At 45.6% G+C, this 16,152-nt stretch carries 20 protein-coding genes; 12 read left to right on the plus strand and 8 right to left on the minus strand.

Features of this window, described 5'->3' with window-relative positions:
- Positions 1-317, minus strand: a 317-nt coding sequence (locus tag IID12_06505; protein ID MCH8288740.1) for an oxidase, incomplete at its 3' end; no start/stop codon positions are given.
- 374 nt (positions 318-691) lie between these two features.
- Between IID12_06505 and IID12_06510 the strand changes: the two genes are divergently transcribed.
- Complete coding sequence (locus tag IID12_06510; protein ID MCH8288741.1) at positions 692-934, plus strand: type II toxin-antitoxin system Phd/YefM family antitoxin; 243 nt, start codon at positions 692-694, stop codon at positions 932-934.
- Positions 931-1,194, plus strand: coding sequence for a Txe/YoeB family addiction module toxin (locus tag IID12_06515; GenBank protein ID MCH8288742.1), 264 nt, complete (start codon positions 931-933; stop codon positions 1,192-1,194). The genes IID12_06510 and IID12_06515 overlap by 4 nt, the downstream gene beginning before the upstream one ends.
- Before the next feature lie 8 nt (positions 1,195-1,202).
- Here IID12_06515 and IID12_06520 read toward each other — a convergent pair whose 3' ends face one another.
- Complete coding sequence (locus tag IID12_06520) at positions 1,203-2,066, minus strand: class I SAM-dependent methyltransferase (GenBank protein MCH8288743.1); 864 nt, start codon at positions 2,064-2,066, stop codon at positions 1,203-1,205.
- Positions 2,067-2,622: 556 nt separating this feature from the next.
- Between IID12_06520 and IID12_06525 the strand changes: the two genes are divergently transcribed.
- Positions 2,623-2,823 carry a hypothetical protein gene (locus IID12_06525; protein MCH8288744.1) on the plus strand — a complete coding sequence of 67 codons (201 nt, stop codon included), beginning with the start codon at positions 2,623-2,625 and terminating at the stop codon, positions 2,821-2,823.
- 128 nt (positions 2,824-2,951) lie between these two features.
- Here IID12_06525 and IID12_06530 read toward each other — a convergent pair whose 3' ends face one another.
- Positions 2,952-3,122 (minus strand): hypothetical protein, encoded by a 171-nt coding sequence (locus IID12_06530; GenBank protein MCH8288745.1) that lies wholly within the window; start codon positions 3,120-3,122, stop codon positions 2,952-2,954.
- Positions 3,123-3,175: 53 nt separating this feature from the next.
- On the opposite strand from IID12_06530, the gene IID12_06535 reads away from it, so the two are divergent.
- Positions 3,176-4,537, plus strand: coding sequence for an aminopeptidase P family protein (locus IID12_06535; GenBank protein ID MCH8288746.1), 1,362 nt, complete (start codon positions 3,176-3,178; stop codon positions 4,535-4,537).
- A gap of 70 nt (positions 4,538-4,607) precedes the next feature.
- Here IID12_06535 and egtD read toward each other — a convergent pair whose 3' ends face one another.
- From egtD to IID12_06560, 5 genes are all read right to left on the minus strand, one after another.
- Positions 4,608-5,609 carry an L-histidine N(alpha)-methyltransferase gene (gene egtD, locus IID12_06540; GenBank protein ID MCH8288747.1) on the minus strand — a complete coding sequence of 334 codons (1,002 nt, stop codon included), beginning with the start codon at positions 5,607-5,609 and terminating at the stop codon, positions 4,608-4,610.
- On the minus strand, positions 5,606-6,403 hold the full coding sequence (locus tag IID12_06545) for a class II glutamine amidotransferase (GenBank protein ID MCH8288748.1): 798 nt from the start codon (positions 6,401-6,403) through the stop codon (positions 5,606-5,608). The genes egtD and IID12_06545 overlap by 4 nt, the downstream gene beginning before the upstream one ends.
- A 6-nt stretch (positions 6,404-6,409) precedes the next feature.
- Entirely contained in the window at positions 6,410-7,714 is a 1,305-nt protein-coding gene (gene egtB / locus IID12_06550) for an ergothioneine biosynthesis protein EgtB (GenBank protein ID MCH8288749.1), read from the minus strand.
- A 113-nt stretch (positions 7,715-7,827) separates the two neighbouring features.
- Positions 7,828-9,078, minus strand: a complete 1,251-nt coding sequence (locus IID12_06555; protein MCH8288750.1) for an endonuclease/exonuclease/phosphatase — start codon at positions 9,076-9,078, stop codon at positions 7,828-7,830.
- Between the two features lie 56 nt (positions 9,079-9,134).
- A complete protein-coding gene (locus tag IID12_06560) occupies positions 9,135-9,788 on the minus strand; it encodes a hypothetical protein (protein ID MCH8288751.1) in 654 nt (217 codons plus the stop codon).
- Positions 9,789-10,155: 367 nt separating this feature from the next.
- Between IID12_06560 and IID12_06565 the strand changes: the two genes are divergently transcribed.
- The 8 genes from IID12_06565 to fabF all read left to right on the plus strand — a co-directional run.
- On the plus strand, positions 10,156-10,656 hold the full coding sequence (locus tag IID12_06565) for a DUF177 domain-containing protein (GenBank protein MCH8288752.1): 501 nt from the start codon (positions 10,156-10,158) through the stop codon (positions 10,654-10,656).
- 23 nt (positions 10,657-10,679) lie between these two features.
- Positions 10,680-10,859, plus strand: a complete 180-nt coding sequence (gene rpmF / locus IID12_06570; protein MCH8288753.1) for a 50S ribosomal protein L32 — start codon at positions 10,680-10,682, stop codon at positions 10,857-10,859.
- Between the two features lie 43 nt (positions 10,860-10,902).
- Positions 10,903-11,934, plus strand: coding sequence for a phosphate acyltransferase PlsX (gene plsX, locus IID12_06575; protein MCH8288754.1), 1,032 nt, complete (start codon positions 10,903-10,905; stop codon positions 11,932-11,934).
- Complete coding sequence (locus tag IID12_06580) at positions 11,935-12,945, plus strand: ketoacyl-ACP synthase III (protein ID MCH8288755.1); 1,011 nt, start codon at positions 11,935-11,937, stop codon at positions 12,943-12,945.
- A 65-nt stretch (positions 12,946-13,010) separates the two neighbouring features.
- Entirely contained in the window at positions 13,011-13,883 is an 873-nt protein-coding gene (gene fabD, locus IID12_06585; GenBank protein ID MCH8288756.1) for an ACP S-malonyltransferase, read from the plus strand.
- 6 nt (positions 13,884-13,889) lie between these two features.
- Positions 13,890-14,627: a 3-oxoacyl-[acyl-carrier-protein] reductase gene (fabG, locus tag IID12_06590; protein MCH8288757.1), complete on the plus strand. Its 738-nt coding sequence runs from the start codon at positions 13,890-13,892 to the stop codon at positions 14,625-14,627.
- Between the two features lie 36 nt (positions 14,628-14,663).
- Positions 14,664-14,894 (plus strand): acyl carrier protein, encoded by a 231-nt coding sequence (gene acpP, locus IID12_06595; protein MCH8288758.1) that lies wholly within the window; start codon positions 14,664-14,666, stop codon positions 14,892-14,894.
- A 42-nt stretch (positions 14,895-14,936) separates the two neighbouring features.
- A partial coding sequence (fabF, locus tag IID12_06600; protein ID MCH8288759.1) for a beta-ketoacyl-ACP synthase II occupies positions 14,937-16,152 on the plus strand: 1,216 nt, incomplete at its 3' end.

The following is a 16,152-nucleotide window of genomic DNA, read 5'->3' on the forward strand; positions in this document are numbered from 1 at the left end:
ACTGACTCCGGACTAACAGGCGGGTAGCCAGAGGGATTGGTCACCCCCGACCGGATATCCACGTCCATAATCCCGCTTAGCCATGGCAGCAAGGTAGGCATCTCCACCCCGCTGAAGTTATATCGCGTGCCCGTCAGCTCGACGTTACCGCTGGAATTTATCCTGAAGACGGTATCGCGAAAGCCCCATACGTCAAGGCTCTCCTCATGCTTGTCATCCACGGGAGGAGGACCCGGAATTATGCGCTCCGACGCCCCTTCCGACATCAGTGAAACGGCATTGACCGAAGAGTTATTTTCTCTTTTGAACCGATCCATTTATTTAGCCTGAGTGTTCCCAAAGTTATTATCTAAAGAAACTAAGAATCCAAGGTAAGAGAGAGTATGCTTGTTTACAAGCTGTTTCTGGCGTTTCATAGTGTGCCCAGACAAAGCTCACTAAAAGATACGAATCGACTTACCTAACCTCGAATTGAGTCCATTTATTCAATAGCAACCAATATCGAATTATTCCCTCCTGTTCACCAAACACGTACACTTCCCCGGTATCCGTATCGACACTAAATCGAATTGAAAATATCCCAGCTTGAGTTATGACACCGTGAAAGCCCATTTCACGCACCTATTAAACTTTTAACTTGCAAAAGCGTACATTATTGTGTACGTTTTTGTCAACAATGTTTGGAGAAAAAATGCGAACAATAAATGTAACGAAAGCACGTGCAAATTTATATAAGCTGCTTATCGAGGCATCCGAATCACACGAGCCGATTCAGATTACGGGGAAGAAGTCAAATGCAATCCTCGTCTCTGAGGAAGATTGGCGTTCTATACAGGAGACACTTTACCTGTTGTCTATTCCCGGGATGAGGGAAACGATTATCGAGGGATTAAACAGTGATGTTGACACTGATACCCAGAAACTTGATTGGTGAGTTGGAGCATAGTTTACAGTAAGCAGGCTGTCAAAGATTCCAAGAAAATCGAATCATCTAACTTAAAACCCCAAGTAGTAAAGTTGATTGCGCTGTTAAAAAATGACCCTTATACAAAGCCCCTTCCTTTTGAGAAGTTACTCGGTGACATTTCCGGAGCATATTCGAGAAGAATAAACATTCATCACAGATTAATCTATCAGGTGCTTGACGATATAAAGACCGTCAAGATCATCAGAATGTGGACGCACTACGAGTAATCGCGCCCTTATGCTCGTTGTCCTACTACTGAGATACTTATACTTGGCAGTAAAACTCCGCCGTTTTTCGATGCGAATTTCCGGGCGGTAGATTCCTCGAGCGTCCGCCAGTACTCATCCTTCTCTTCGGGAGATTGATTTGCCAGCATTATCCTTAGCGGCGCAGCAATATCCTTCATCAGTTCAGTGTACTCTCCCGCTGATGAAAACTCGAAATTGACCGTTATGGTTTCTGTGCGGATATCAGTGAATCCGGCGCTTGCCATATTTTCTTCTATCGCTCCACCTGCCAGGCCCGACACTGTTGGAGCCTCAGGCGGCGTCATAGGCACGTCGAACATCTGTAGAAGTGTCTGAACGGCAAAACTGAAAAATGGAATATTTTCCGGAACGTCCCAAACAGCAGTTGCGAACTTCCCATCCGGAACCAGCATCCGAAGAACGGAATTTAATGTGGTTTCAACATCAGGTAAAAACATTAATCCCCAGCGGCTGACTATGGCATCAAAATGACTTTCGGGAAAGTCCAATTTCTCTGCATCCGACTCTTGGAACTCCACGTTATTTAACCCGAGTCTGTTTGCCCGATCCCGGGCAATAGTCAGCATCTGTGAAGACATATCAGTTGCTATAACCTTCCCGTTATCGCCAACTAATTTGGCGGCCGTAAGAGCCGGTTCGCCGATACCTGTCGCAATATCCAGAACTTGCTGGTCGGGTTTGATATCCGCCAGCTCTGTCAGACTGTTTGTGACTATTTGGGAAAATTGTTCCAATGTTTCCCACCACTTTTTCCAACCGGCTGCCACACTGTCCCAGTGCTGACGTTGTCCATCCTTGAACTTATCTGAATCAAATGAATTTGTACCCATTTTAAGATCCTTAATTTAAATACGTGTATAATTGATCGTTGAAACTCTTCTGCTGTATGCCGCATAGCATTGATTTCAAAATCATCATTGCCTTGCATTTGCAGTTCAATGTTGAGATAATAATAAAACTCTATTTAAAATATTACAATGATATTTTTATTGCTCTTTAATGCGCATCGGTCAAGTACGAGTTACAACTCCATAGCGCTGGGAGTAATGTCAACAATTCATCTTGTACTCTGAATCCAATAATTTTTTCGATACGGCAATATATCGCCATTTTCGGCACATAACGGCAATACATTGCGATTTTCGTCTCTTTATAACCACAAAATTAAATTTTCTTCACATATATCCCTCTTATATAGTATGAAAATAAGGGCTAACGCTGAAACGGTGAGTTATGGCATAAATTGTGCCCGCTCTTTAGAGCGCGAGAAAATAGAAGAATCCGGGCGTTGTCTCAGAAAACTGATTGAGGCGCTAATCCCTGAGCGGGAACACCTGAAGGCTTTATGAGTATAAAGGCTGATATCAGAAGAGGAGGATGCATATCTTGGATAAATTGACAGGGGCCGATAAGGATGGGCGAAATGCAAGAAAAGGTCTTGACGGGCTGTCAGAGAAAATCATTTTAGAAGATGCAGCGGCAAAGCTCGGTATTAAGAAAGCTATTTCATCCCGGGCGATGAAACGCCGGGCTTACAAGTTCGTCGGCGACAGGATCTACACGAACGAATCAAACCACGAAGTCTGAAAGACTGAACAGGGTATCTTAATTTACCCGGATAGCTGTTCCTTTCTACCGCCCTCTAAACGAGTAGCATCCGGTCTCACCTCATAGTCTAAAGGCGTTGGCTCCCACCGCCGCAGAATTTCAAATCATCATTTTCTAATAAAGATGAACTGTCCCCCTTCATCGCCTGTGTTTTTTACCGCCTGGGAAATAGGCATTTGTTTGGAGTTGTTTGCTGCGGGAATCTTCAGTTGTTCGAAGAGTTGCGCAATCAACTTTTCCGCCCTTACCTCAGTATTGTGTTCATTATCTAAACTCATTCATATACATTATAAAACCATATGATCGTTTACCATAACTCTCAGGAAAAGACATGACTGAAAATGGCACCACCTCGTTTGTTAATTTTATTAAATTCATAACAGGAATTATCATAGTCGGATTTGTTTCATCGTGTAATTCTTATAAGACAGACATCTCCGACTTGCCCTTTGACCCGTCTGACAATCCCTGGAGCGAGATCCGCAAAGAACGGATACAAAAGCTTCTCCCGGCGGCGATGCGGCGCGCTGAGGTCGATGCGTGGGTTCTGATTTGCAGGGAGAACGACAACGACCCGCTTGCCTCACACGTCGGCTGCGAAAACGCCGGCGGCACTGCCGCTTTTATGTTCTTTTTAGAAGGCGACAGGGTGAGCTCTCTAATTTTTTCTCCGGAAGGCGAGGCCAAATCGCTTAGCGACGTCGGTTTGCACGACAGGGTCATCTCGTTCAAAAGAGGCGGAAACGTCTGGAAATTAGTGGCGGACGAACTTCGCACGCGGAATCCTTCCGTAATCGCTGTCAATTCTTCTGAGAGGAATATCGCGGACGGTCTTTCTTACAGCCAGCGCATTAAATTGGAAGAGGCTTTAGGAGATGATATGACGGAGCGGCTCGTTTCATCTCAGGACCTCGTCACAGAATGGTTATCGGTCAAGCTTCCCGCAGAGATAGAAATTATGCGGAAGGCAGCCGAACTCACCGCACAACTTGAGATCGAAGCTTATAAGATGGTAATTCCCGGTAAGACGAGGGATTCGGATGTTGCGCGATACCTTAAATCGCGTATGAGAGAACTCGGTGTGGAGGACGCATGGGCGCCGGAGCAAAATCCGAACGTAAATTCCGGCGTTGACCGCGGTCATTCCCACGCTACCGATAAAGTTATTCAAGCGGGAGATATCATTCAAACGGACTTCGGCATAAAAGTTTACGGAACGTGGTGCACCGACATTCAGCGGTTTGCCTACGTCATGGAGCCCGGAATGACCGAGCCGCCCGCCGAAGTTCTTATTAGATGGGAAAACGCTCGCAAAGGAAACCGCATAGCCATCGCAGCCATGAAACCGGGAGTAACGGGATACTCGGTTGATAAAGCGCAAAGAGATTGGATGAAAGAAACCGGGTCACTCCCCCTCATCTGGAGTACCGGTCACCCGGTGGGATATTGGGCACACGATGCAGGTCCGCGTCTTGGGGGCGCACAGAGCGAAGCAGCGCCATCGGGAGACGCTCTCCGAATTCTACATCCCGGTCAGACATTCGCTTTCGACGGTTTCTTCAGTTGGCCCTTAGACGCTGAGGGGAAAGACTCGAAAACTATATCCGTAGAAGAAATGGCAGTTATAACAGATACCGGAGCAGAATACCTTATCCCTCCGCAGGAAGAGCTTATACTGATTCCTTCAAGATAGTTGATCTGAATATCTTAAAACCATCGATAGGGTAATGATTCACTTTCTCTGCATGTTATAATAGCACTGTTTACGACGATTTCTTCGCTAAGGCTATCGCAAAGAAAGATTCTGCGTCGGTCAGCCATTCTTTCATCTCCATACCCGCTGAACTCATCAGGCTTTCGACCTTTTCCCGTGTATATTTTCGGCTGATCTCCGTGCAGATCGACTCGCCGCTAATGAGTTTTAGCTTCAAATCGATCTTTTTTAAATTTACGACCTGATCTACATTGGATTTCAGATACATCTCGATCCGGTTCTTCTCCTGATTGTAAACCGCTTCATGGGTGAATAGGTTCGGCTTAAAATCAGCGTCTAATCTCACATTTATTACATTTAAGATATTCCTGTTGAACTCCTCCGTAACACCCTCTGAATCATTGTAGGCAGAATGAATTATGTCTATGTCTTTCACAAGGTCTATTCCCAGCATGAAGATATCTTCCCTCTTCATTTTCTCAACCACCCTTTCGAGAAACATCTTACTCTCACCGTAGCTCATATTCCCGATAGTGGAGCCGAGAAAGAGGTAAATTGTCGGAGTAAAATCAAAATCGCCGAGCATCAATTCCTTTGTAAAATCACCTACTATGCTGACTACCCGGGATTCCGGGTATAAAGCGCGGAAGCTCAGTGAGCTCTCCGTGAGGAACTCCTCGTTGAAATCAAATAGTCCTATCCCCCTCAGCATTCCCGATACATTCATGAGATCAAGTAACAATCGTGTTTTTGTAGCAGACCCGCTCCCCATCTCGAAAACCGCCTCTGGCTTGTACCTATTGAGTATCCCCTCGATCTCATTTTTCAATATACTTGTTTCGGTTCGGGTCAGGTAATACTCGGGTAATCTGGTAATTTTGTCAAATAACTGAGAACCCTTTTCATCGTAAAAATATTTCGGGTTCAACATCTTGGGAACCGACGTCAGTCCGGCTTGCACGTCTTGAATTATCTCCGCGAACGGGTCGGACTTAAAGCCCTGCTTGGAATTATCGGATTCAATAGATTCTTTTCTCTGCGGTAAGCTCATTTTAAATTACTCAGTTTAGGTTTTTCGCCCAGCTTGATTTGTAACATAGTGTTTTCGGGGACTACGGTCCATCCCGCGTCTTCGTCCAACGCTTCTGATGCAACGAGAGTCCCCCCTCCTAAGGTCTTGTGCGAGTTGTTATAATATAAGGAGTTGCATTCCCCCCCTATTTCATGCCGGATGAATACAGCCTCAACTCCATCTGATATTCCGATATTGAGGTTTGCGCTCCGGTCAGATTCAGATAAGTGAGTGCCTAACCAATCAAGAGTATTACGAAGCGCGGTTGATATTGATCTTCCTTCTCCTTTTAATTCGGAAAGCTGCCACATAAATGCGGCAAAGAGAAGCGCGCTGTCGGAGCGATTGCCTATCATGTTGAAATACTTATCCGGAAGATCGTTTTCCAGCTTTCTTCGGCTTTTTTCATACTCGGAAATTGATCCGTTGTGTACGAATAAGTAATTTTCGAGCGTCAATGGCTGAACGGACGACAACTCGTTCGGGAAAGGCGGTGTTGCGTTTCTCACGGCGGCGAATATAACGTCGGACGTAGTTGCCCTGGCTATGGTCGGAAAATTGTAATCAGCCCAGAGCGGTAACAAAGTGGCGTACTTAGCCGGTTGTGGCTCGACCTCTCTGTTGTACCAACCGCACCCGAACCCGTCGAGATTAACGTTGCCGGCAATGAGTTCCTTCGGGGCATAGCTCTGGACTTCGAGGTTATGCGGAAAATTGTAAACGATATTTTCAATCTTCGTTCCTTCGCCGATATACGCCGCTATCCTGCACACTTTTTGTTAATCCGCCTCCATAGCACATCTGAAACCGGCGAATATCTGTCTGCGTTGAGGGTAATCCCAATTCCTGAACGTCGATCTGGTCACGTGACGGGAGGTAGCCCATGATGCGCCCCTGAGTACTTTATACTTCTCCCCAAAATGCACTTCAGAATACTCGTCATAAGGAAACGCTTCGAATCCATCGTACGGAAGGAAGTTTGAAGATGTCCATTCGTAAACATCGCCTAACATCTGGTGACACCCTGCCGGCGAACTGAACTTATCATACGATCCTACCGGAGCCGGAGCCCAACGCCGTTTGTCTATGTTTGCCTTATCGCTGTCCGGTAATTCCTCTCCCCAGGGATAGGTGAGAGTCTGACCGGTATCCGGATCCCACCTGCAGGCTTTTTCCCATTCCGCTTCCGTTGGGAGTCGCTTTCCCTCGAATTTTGCAAAAGCCTCCGCCTCCCAATAGGAGACATGAACTACCGGTTCATCTGAACGGATTTTTATGATCTTATCGTACGCCCTTCTATGCCATTCTCCTTCGATTTTCTCCCAGTAAAGCGGAGCGAAGACCTTTTGTTCGGTTTTCCACTCCCAGCCTTCATCCGACCAGAGATCTTTTCTGTCGTAGCCGTCTTCCCGAATAAATTTCATAAATCTCCCGTCAGTGACCGGTGCTGCGTCGATATAAAATTCATCTACGAAAACCGGATGTGCCGGCAATTCATTATCATATACAAATCTCTTTGAACGAGACCCCATTATAAATTCGCCGGCAGGAACAATAACCATACCGTATTCGGACATGGTTCCGTTTCCCGGGGGTAATTGAGGAGATTCAAACGGGAGAGATTCGTATAATGCGAGTGACTGTAAAATAGTCTCCTGATGCTGACACTCGTGCTGCAAAGCCATATCAAAGACGAAACCGTTATTCAACAATCTGTCGGTAGAGTTTAAATTCGTTTTTCGGAGGAATCCGGATACTTCGTTTCGTACCTTTTCCAAATATGCAAGAGACTCGGAAATGGAAGGCAAGTTAAGGCTGAGCCTCTTTTCCCTTGGAGTACGGATCGCATTGTAGTCAGCATCAAGATATTTCTCGCCATTGTCTCTACCACCGGCTTTTCGTAATATCCACAGCTCTTCGAACTTAGCCACGTGCGTCAAGTCCCATATGATGGGACCCATGAACGATGCCGGAGAATTAACAAGAAAATTTTCGGGAATCTTCCCGATTAGCTCGAGAGTATCTTTCCTTGCCTTTTCTAAATCCCTTTCTATCGAGTCAACGGTTCTTAAATCTAAACTCAAAATAGTTTCACAAAATTATTAGTTATTAATTAGGATAAAACTTGCGTAATCTGCATTAAATATGCAACCGCTTTATTTAGAGATTAAAAATTTCGGCGGCAGAGGAGGAGCGTTTAAGCAGGCATTTTAAGCCGTACCCATATCGGCATATGATCGCTGACCGTGTTGTGAAATCTCCTTATGAGGGCGTCTTTGTTTCTTTCTGACAGTTTATCGTACGACTTGTTAATTATAGCTTTAGCGAACAATTTCGTGAAATTAAATACGCCGTAATCCTCCAATGACCCCGGACGACCGAGCACATTCCTGTTCTCGGATTTCGGCATCCTCTTATCCACAGTAAAAAAACCTATCTGGTCATAGGTTTGACTGAGTTTCACATTACTTCTCAGGGTGAAACGCTCACCCGGTGACGGATACGGTGTGATGAACGGGAAATAGATGTCAACCTGATTTTTTCTTTTACCTGAACCAATACTTCTTGCGAGTTCTTTAATGTACTTATCTGTATCCAGCCTGTCGTCTTCAGTATCAAGGTCGAGGTTCAAATCTCCCATAAGCAGGAAATTAGGATAATATGCTCTGCCCGGTTTTTCAAGCCGTGAGCTGAGCCATTCAAGCAGAGCGCTAAATTCCTTCGCTCTTTGCTCCGGAGTACCGAAAACCAGGTGCGCTCCTACAGCCATTATTTCATAAGGGTTGGCTGATTTAACGCCGAGTTGAAAACTGACCAGGTACGGTGAACGGACAAACGTCAAAAAATCTGCAAAATGCAGTTTCGGCGCTGACGGAGGCTTGGGTCTTTTCCCTAATTTAGCCCAGACTTTTCCCCATTCGAAGTACTTCGCCCTTTTTTCTTCGTGCTCGGATATGAGATCGACTAATGCTCCAATGTAGTCTCCGGCTAAGTTTCGCAATTTTCTCAAAACCGGTCCCCTGTCGACGGAAATGTCACTCGCTATTTCGGTTCTTCTGACTCTGTTTCTCTTATATAAAAATGCCAGCCTCTCCTGTAATCCGGGTCCGCCGGGGATATCGCCGGTTATGTCGGAGAGAACCAGACCGTACCTTTCTTCGGGCTTGCTGATATCCTTGTTTATGAGGTCACGTAATTTTTTAATGCTTGAAAGGTCATCCATGACTTCCTGAACTGATATTAGATCAAACCTTTTTACTACTTTGGAAATAAAGAGGAAATGATCATTATCGCGTTTCTTTTCATCGATTTTACCGAATTTTCGGATATTCCACGATGCGATCAGAATCGACTTATCATCCCGTTCCGGCAGCCCGTATTCCGATTCGTTTCTATCCAACTCGGCATGTATCTTTCGCCATTCGTTCTTCGTAAATATTTTTGCCATTGTTACGCCCTATTTTTCATTATCTGCTGCTCTGAACTTCAATCTCTCTTTTGCTTCTAATTTATTTGCTGACCCGATTTACTCTTTTTCCCCACCGATTTCTTCGGAAGTTTGCTTAAGAAATTTTGCACCTTTAATGACTTTTTATTCTTTTCGGAAATATCGAGTCTGTCGATCAACCCTGAAGAAAGCTCTTCCAAATCAGGGGTTATGGATATCTGCTGTTGAACATTTTCGGCGAAATCGGAATAGTCCTTGAAATCATGATGTGCCTTCGCGGATGCTCTTAATTTCTCAATCGCCTCCTCCACGTCTCCTTTTCCAAGCAGTTCCATGCTTTCGCGTTCAAAAATAACGCCGCGCGAATAATTATGTAGGTCATGCGCTTTCTCCGGCGTCAATGCCGCAAGTCTGTTCAACCCTTTTTCCAACTCGGCGTCATTTCCAGCCGCACTGATTATTACCGACTTCTGGTTGGCATCAATTACAGCCTCTAAGGCCTCTAGCTGATCTTTATTTAGAATAGGCTTTAATATTACGAGCGCTACCTGCTGCTCAAAAAGATCGTCTGAGTAAATCTGCGGTAAATATGAATGGATCGTACGGGCATAATCTACATTGAGCTTCGCCTGGTTGTATGTATATGAGGCGTATGTTCCTACAAATCCGATGACGGCAGGCAGTATCACCGCCTTTAAAATCTCTTTCATGCTGACCTCCCCTCTATCTGTCTTTCGAAACTGAAATAAGAATTATTAGAATATATCCAAATATAATTATAATAATACACTTTGAATTAAGCGATACTATTTAATTTTTGAATAATCTCTGCTGAATTTATTTTCGTTGGACGCCGTAGGGGGCGCAGATCTGCGCCCCCTATATTCATCCGGACGAAAAAGATGCTGTTTTTGAAATAAGTTTCCCTGCCAGTACTGTGATATACAAAAACTACGCTTAATTTAAATCCACCTGAGCGAGAGCAATATCAGGAATCAGCGTCAGCCCAGTCTCATTAGCGTCCGCTTTCCTTTTGTCTTGACTACTGTAAGGTCAAAATCTATATTATCCAGTCATATGAAGATAGATATATCAAAATTCGACGATGGTTTAAACCATCTTAAGATGGCGTTACCGGCACGGGGAATGAGCCTTATGAAACACGGCCATATTATCGGTGATATCAAGCTGGATGCGCACTTCGACAAGAGACTGCATGATTTGAATTTAAAGGCAAGAGTCTCCGCATCAGCTCTGCTGGTTTGCGACCGCTGTCTAAAAAGCTTTGAGAAGAGTGTTGCATCCGGATTTGAGCTTTATTTCACCGCAAAGTTGAGCGACAGTGAGAGTTTAGGAATACGCTACTTCAATCCGAATGACCCTGTAATCGACCTCAGGGAAGAGATTCATTCGGCGCTGGTTCTGACTCTGCCGATAAAAACTCTCTGTGTACCGGATTGTAAGGGACTCTGCCCCGTATGTGGTGCGAACCGGAACGATGAGGATTGCGGCTGCGTTACGGAGTTTCACGACAACAGGTGGGAAAAGCTTAAGGAAATACAATTTAACCGGTCATAACGGATAAAAAATAAGGAATAGTTTTGGCGCTACCAAAAAGAAAAATTTCAAAATCTCGTAGGGATAAAAGACGAACGCACTACAAGGCAACAGTTTCAACAACTGTTACCTGCCCGAAATGTTTACAGCCTAAGCTGGCACACAGGGTATGTCCGAATTGTGGATATTATAACGGCAGATCTGTAATAGCTCCAGCGGAATAAAATAATTACAGGTACACTTCCTGTTTAGCATACTATTATGAAAATGAGAATCGCCATAGACGCTATGGGTGGTGATTACGCGCCCCGCGAAACGGTAAAGGGGGCGGTGCTCGCCGCAAAAGAGTACGCGGAAGATTCGGATATAATACTTATAGGTGACAAAGATGCAATTCGAGATCGATTGTCACATGAAAAAACTACTTTCCCGGACATGGAAATAATAAACGCTCCCGACCTGATACAAATGCATGAATCACCGGCAAAGGCTATCAAGAATAAGCCGAACTCTTCAATCTCGATCGGCACCAAATTACAGAAATCAGGCGAAATCGATGCGTTCGTCAGCGCCGGGAACACAGGAGTCGTTTATGCGTCAGCGTTGATGAACCTGAAAAGGATTAAGGGAGTTCGCCGCCCCACAATAGGGGCTTACCTGCCTACTGAAAATAAAGGTACCACAATTTTTGACGCCGGCGCAAACCCGAATTGCCGGCCGCTGCATCTTTTGCAGTTCGGCATTATGGGCAGCATATACGTCGAACACATTTTCGGATGGAAAAACCCCTCTGTCGGGCTTTTGAACATCGGTGTAGAAGCATCAAAGGGTAATGAGATGGCGCTCGAGAGCTTTCAGTTACTGAGCGAATTCCTTCCTAACTTTTATGGAAATGTTGAAGGGAGAGATATTCTCGTCGGGAAGGTTGAAGTGGTGGTTTGCGACGGGTTTGTGGGCAATATACTTATCAAATTTGCGGAATCGATTTACGAATTGCTCAAATCCAAAACCCGGCTTCATATGAGGAACCGGCCTTTTGCAAAACTCGGAGCGCTCATGATGCTTCCCGCCATCAAGAAGTTGAAAAAAGACCTTGATTATCAGGAATACGGCGGTGTACCTCTGTTAGGCGTGAACGGAGTATCGATTATAGGGCATGGGCATTCATCACACATAGCCATAAAAAATGCTATACGGGTTGCGCGGAGGATGGTTAGAGGGAAGATAAACGATCATATTCAAGAAAAAATAGAGGAATTGAACGTCAGCAAGCCCAAAGTCACTATGGAGGCAGTTTAGATGAACTCACAAAATAGTACTCCTATGATGGCTAAGATCAGCGGAGTCGGTCATTACGTACCCGAAAAAGTCCTTACAAACAGCGACTTGGAAAAGATGATGGATACAAATGATGAATGGATTGTCTCCCGCACCGGGATTTCCGAGAGACATATAGTTTCCGACGGGGAAGCAACCTCTCATATGGGAATTCACGCTATCAGGGAATTGCTTGATTTTACCGATACCGACCCCGGGGAGATTGACGTTATCATCGTGGCAACCGTTACACCGGACAGGATGTTCCCGGCAACGGCATGCCTGATTCAGGAAGAGATCGGGGCGAATAACTGCTGGGGATTTGATCTCTCAGCGGCTTGTTCGGGTTTCTTATTCGCCCTGAATTCAGCCAGCCGGTTTGTCGAATCAGGAGCATATAAGAAAGTAGTGGTAGTCGGCGCGGATACTATGAGCTCTATCATGAATTACGAAGACAGAAATACGTCTATATTGTTTGGAGACGGCGCTGGCGCCGTAATGGTTGAACCTTCGGAAGAAGAAGGATTCGGCATACTCGATTCTCTCAGCTCCATAGACGGCTCGGGCGCTGAATATCTATATATGGCTGCCGGGGGAAGCGAAAAACCTGCCTCACACGAAACTGTCGATGCCCGTGAACATTTTCTCTATCAGGACGGCAGAACTGTTTATATCAATGCCGTAAAGGGGATGGCGGAGGTATCGGTGCAAATTCTCGAACGAAACGGACTCGAAGGTGCGGACGTCGACCTCTTTATTCCCCATCAGGCAAATAAGCGCATTATCGATTCTACAGCCAAGCGCCTTGGCATTGATGAATCAAAAGTAGTAATGAACATCGATAGATATGGTAACACTACTGCCGCCACTATTCCGCTCGGCATTTACGAAGCTGTAAGAGACGGCAGGTTAAAAAAGGGAGATATCACAGTTCTCGCTGCATTTGGCGCCGGTTATACGCTTGGAAGCACGCTCATCAAGTGGGCGTATTAGATTTGAGTCTTTCCCCGGGTAAGGTAGCATTTTTATATCCCGGCCAGGCATCGCAATACGTGGGTATGGGAGCGGACCTATACGAGAAATTCGATTCAGTCAAATCATATTATTCGAGAGCATCGGAAGCGCTCGGTTTTGATCTGGCTGAAATTTCATTTAACGGTCCGATCGAGGAATTGACGCAGACCTCAGTTACCCAACCGGCGATTTTCACTCATAGTTACTCCCTTTCGATGCTGCTGGCTGATAAAGGAATCAAGCCGGATTTTGCAGCCGGTCACAGCCTCGGCGAGTATGCCGCTTATGCGTCAGCCGGTTCATTAGAGTTCCCGGATGCTATAAATCTTGTTAAGGTGCGTGCCGACTCGATGCAGAAAGCATGCGATGAAAATCCCGGGACTATGGCAGCGGTGATCGGCATGGAATTGGAAACTCTCGAGACAATTTGCGCTAAGGAAAACAATGATGGTGTCGTTAACATCGCGAATCTTAACTCGCCGGTACAACTCGTTGTATCGGGAGAAATAGATCCTGTGCGTGAAGTTATGGCAATCGCCAGGGAACAGGGCGCAAAGATCGTTAAGGAGTTGAACGTCAGCGGAGCGTTCCATTCTCCCTTGATGGAATCCGCAGTTGAGGAACTTTCGCAGGCATTGGAAAGTGTCTCGATATCCTCTCCGGAGTTTCCGGTTTACACCAACGTAAGCGGAAAGCCGCTGTTTGACCCCGAAGAGATAAAACAATCGCTGATCGAACAGCTGACCAGCCCGGTAAGATGGTATCCTTCGATGCTGAATATGGCTGATGCCGGAGCGGCTGAATTTATTGAAATCGGACCGGGAAAAGTTTTGCAGGGCTTAACGAAACGTACAAATAAAGAATTCCGCTCTTCAGGTGTCGACAGACTTGAAGATTTGGGACTAATATTGAATTAGATGGAAATGTTAAAGGGAAAGAGTGCTCTGATTACCGGCGCATCAAGAGGGATCGGAGCTGCAATTGCAAGAAAATTCGCTTCAGAGGGAGCTAAACTCATCATCTCAGCCACAAATGAAGAGCTTTTGAGCAAAATGAAAAAGGAGCTGGATGATTCAGGTTGTGACGTTGAAATGATGAAATGCGACGTCTCCGACTCTGCGTCGTTCAAGAGTTTGGTTCAGTTTGCCCTCGACACCTTCGGAACTGTCGATATTCTCGTGAACAATGCAGGAATTAGACGCGATAAGCTTATTATGGCTATGACGGAAGAGGACTGGGATACCGTAATAAACGTAAATCTAAAAGGCACGTTTAACGGAATCAAATCCGTCACACGCCCGATGTTGAAAGCGAAATCAGGCTGCATAATAAACATAACTTCCATTGTGGGTTTATCGGGGAATGCGGGACAGGCAAACTACGCATCGTCTAAAGCCGGTATAATCGGCTTGACCAAATCAGCCGCCAAAGAGCTGGGATCGAGGAACATCAGGGTCAATGCGATAGCTCCCGGCTTCATTGAAACCGAGATGACTGAATCGGTCAAGGAGGACGCAAAGGAAAAATTTCTTAAAAATGTACCGTTAATTCGAGCAGGAACGGGGGAAGACGTGGCAAACCTGGCTGCATTTCTTGCTTCGGACAGTTCTGGCTATATTACCGGACAGGTTATAAATGTTGACGGTGGTCAATTGATGTAATATTATTAACGCTTAATTACAAGGAGGATTGAAAATATGTCAGATGCAGAAAAAATTAAACAAATAATCGGTAAGGAGCTCGAGATCGAAGAAGCTGAAGTAATCGACAGCGCTTCTTTAATTGATGATTTAGGAGCAGACTCGCTGTCAGTCATGGAACTCATGATAGCATTTGATGATGAATTCGGCGTTGAAGTACCTGAAGAAGATTACGATAAGCTCATTACGGTCGGGGATATAGTAAAGTATATAACCTCAAATAAATAAGTATCGTTGAATTATTATTTAACGTGAAAATACCGAGATATCATGAATAGAAGAGTAGTTATAACCGGAATGGGAGCCATCACTCCAATTGGTAATGATGTCTCTGAATTCTGGGAGTCACTCAAAAAGGGTAAAAGCGGCATCGGACCAATAACCCGGTTTGATAATACCGAATACAAATGCCGCATTGCCGGCGAAGTCGATGGGTTTGAACCCGAGACACGTCTCGAAAAGAAAGAAATCCGCAGGATGGACCTCTTCACTCAATATGCACTCTATGCCGCTGACATGGCTGTGGAAGACGCGAAACTAATGTCGGCGGATATCGATAAAAACAGGGTAGGCGTGATAGTAGGCTCAGGCATTGGCGGCATTATAACATGGGATACACAATATAAAGTTTTGTTAGAAAAAGGTCCCCGCAAGGTTAGCCCGTTTTTTATACCGATGCTGATCTCCGACATATCACCGGGAAGGATAGCCATAATGCACGGGTTTAAGGGTCCGAATTATTCTGTGACATCCGCATGTTCCACCGCGAATCATGCCATAAGCGACTCCGTTCTCCAGATTCAGGCTGGAGCCGCAGATGCTATGATCGCCGGAGGCGCAGAGGCAGTCGTCTCACCGATGGCAATCAGCGGCTTTATGAACATGCAGGCAATGTCCACCCGTAATGACGATCCTACAAAAGCTTCAAGGCCCTTTGACCTCGAACGAGACGGGTTCGTGATTGGGGAGGGTGCGGGAATATTGGTTCTTGAAGAACTCGAATTCGCGAAATCGCGGGGCGCACATATCTATGCTGAAATAGGCGGAGTAGGAAATACGGCTGATGCCTTCCATATCACGGCGCCGGCTCCCGGGGGCGAAGGCGCAGTTCGGGCTATGAAAATTGCGATTGAAGACGCCGGACTCGATGTTACGGATGTAGATTATATTAACGCACACGGAACTTCCACTCAATACAATGACAAGAATGAAACTACGGCAATTAAGACCGTATTCGGTGAGCACGCCTATAAGATGTCCGTCAGCTCGACTAAATCCATGACAGGACACCTTCTCGGGGCAGCCGGAGGAGTAGAAGCGATTGCGTGTATATTAGCTCTAAATGAAGGAGTCATCCCCCCCACAATAAATTACGAAAATCCCGATCCTGAATGCGATCTCGACTATACACCGAACGTTGCGGTAAAAAAAGAGATTAACGTCGCCTTAAGCAACACATTCGGATTCGGAGGCCATAACTCTGTAG

It is taken from the genome of Candidatus Neomarinimicrobiota bacterium (assembly GCA_022567655.1).
Classification (GTDB): Bacteria; Fidelibacterota; SORT01; order SORT01; family SORT01; genus JADFGO01.

What these genes read in the sequence shown, in the direction of transcription:
- IID12_06580 (MCH8288755.1), top strand. Translation starts at nt 11,935, where the DNA reads ATGAACTCACAAAATAGTACTCCTATGATGGCTAAGATCAGCGGAGTC.
- IID12_06560 (MCH8288751.1), bottom strand. Translation starts at nt 9,788, where the DNA reads ATGAAAGAGATTTTAAAGGCGGTGATACTGCCTGCCGTCATCGGATTT.
- IID12_06510 (MCH8288741.1), top strand. Translation starts at nt 692, where the DNA reads ATGCGAACAATAAATGTAACGAAAGCACGTGCAAATTTATATAAGCTG.
- fabG (MCH8288757.1), top strand. Translation starts at nt 13,890, where the DNA reads ATGTTAAAGGGAAAGAGTGCTCTGATTACCGGCGCATCAAGAGGGATC.
- egtD (MCH8288747.1), bottom strand. Translation starts at nt 5,609, where the DNA reads ATGAGCTTACCGCAGAGAAAAGAATCTATTGAATCCGATAATTCCAAG.
- plsX (MCH8288754.1), top strand. Translation starts at nt 10,903, where the DNA reads ATGAGAATCGCCATAGACGCTATGGGTGGTGATTACGCGCCCCGCGAA.
- IID12_06530 (MCH8288745.1), bottom strand. Translation starts at nt 3,122, where the DNA reads ATGAGTTTAGATAATGAACACAATACTGAGGTAAGGGCGGAAAAGTTG.
- IID12_06535 (MCH8288746.1), top strand. Translation starts at nt 3,176, where the DNA reads ATGACTGAAAATGGCACCACCTCGTTTGTTAATTTTATTAAATTCATA.
- IID12_06565 (MCH8288752.1), top strand. Translation starts at nt 10,156, where the DNA reads ATGAAGATAGATATATCAAAATTCGACGATGGTTTAAACCATCTTAAG.
- IID12_06520 (MCH8288743.1), bottom strand. Translation starts at nt 2,066, where the DNA reads ATGGGTACAAATTCATTTGATTCAGATAAGTTCAAGGATGGACAACGT.
- IID12_06555 (MCH8288750.1), bottom strand. Translation starts at nt 9,078, where the DNA reads ATGGCAAAAATATTTACGAAGAACGAATGGCGAAAGATACATGCCGAG.
- fabD (MCH8288756.1), top strand. Translation starts at nt 13,011, where the DNA reads ATGGGAGCGGACCTATACGAGAAATTCGATTCAGTCAAATCATATTAT.
- acpP (MCH8288758.1), top strand. Translation starts at nt 14,664, where the DNA reads ATGTCAGATGCAGAAAAAATTAAACAAATAATCGGTAAGGAGCTCGAG.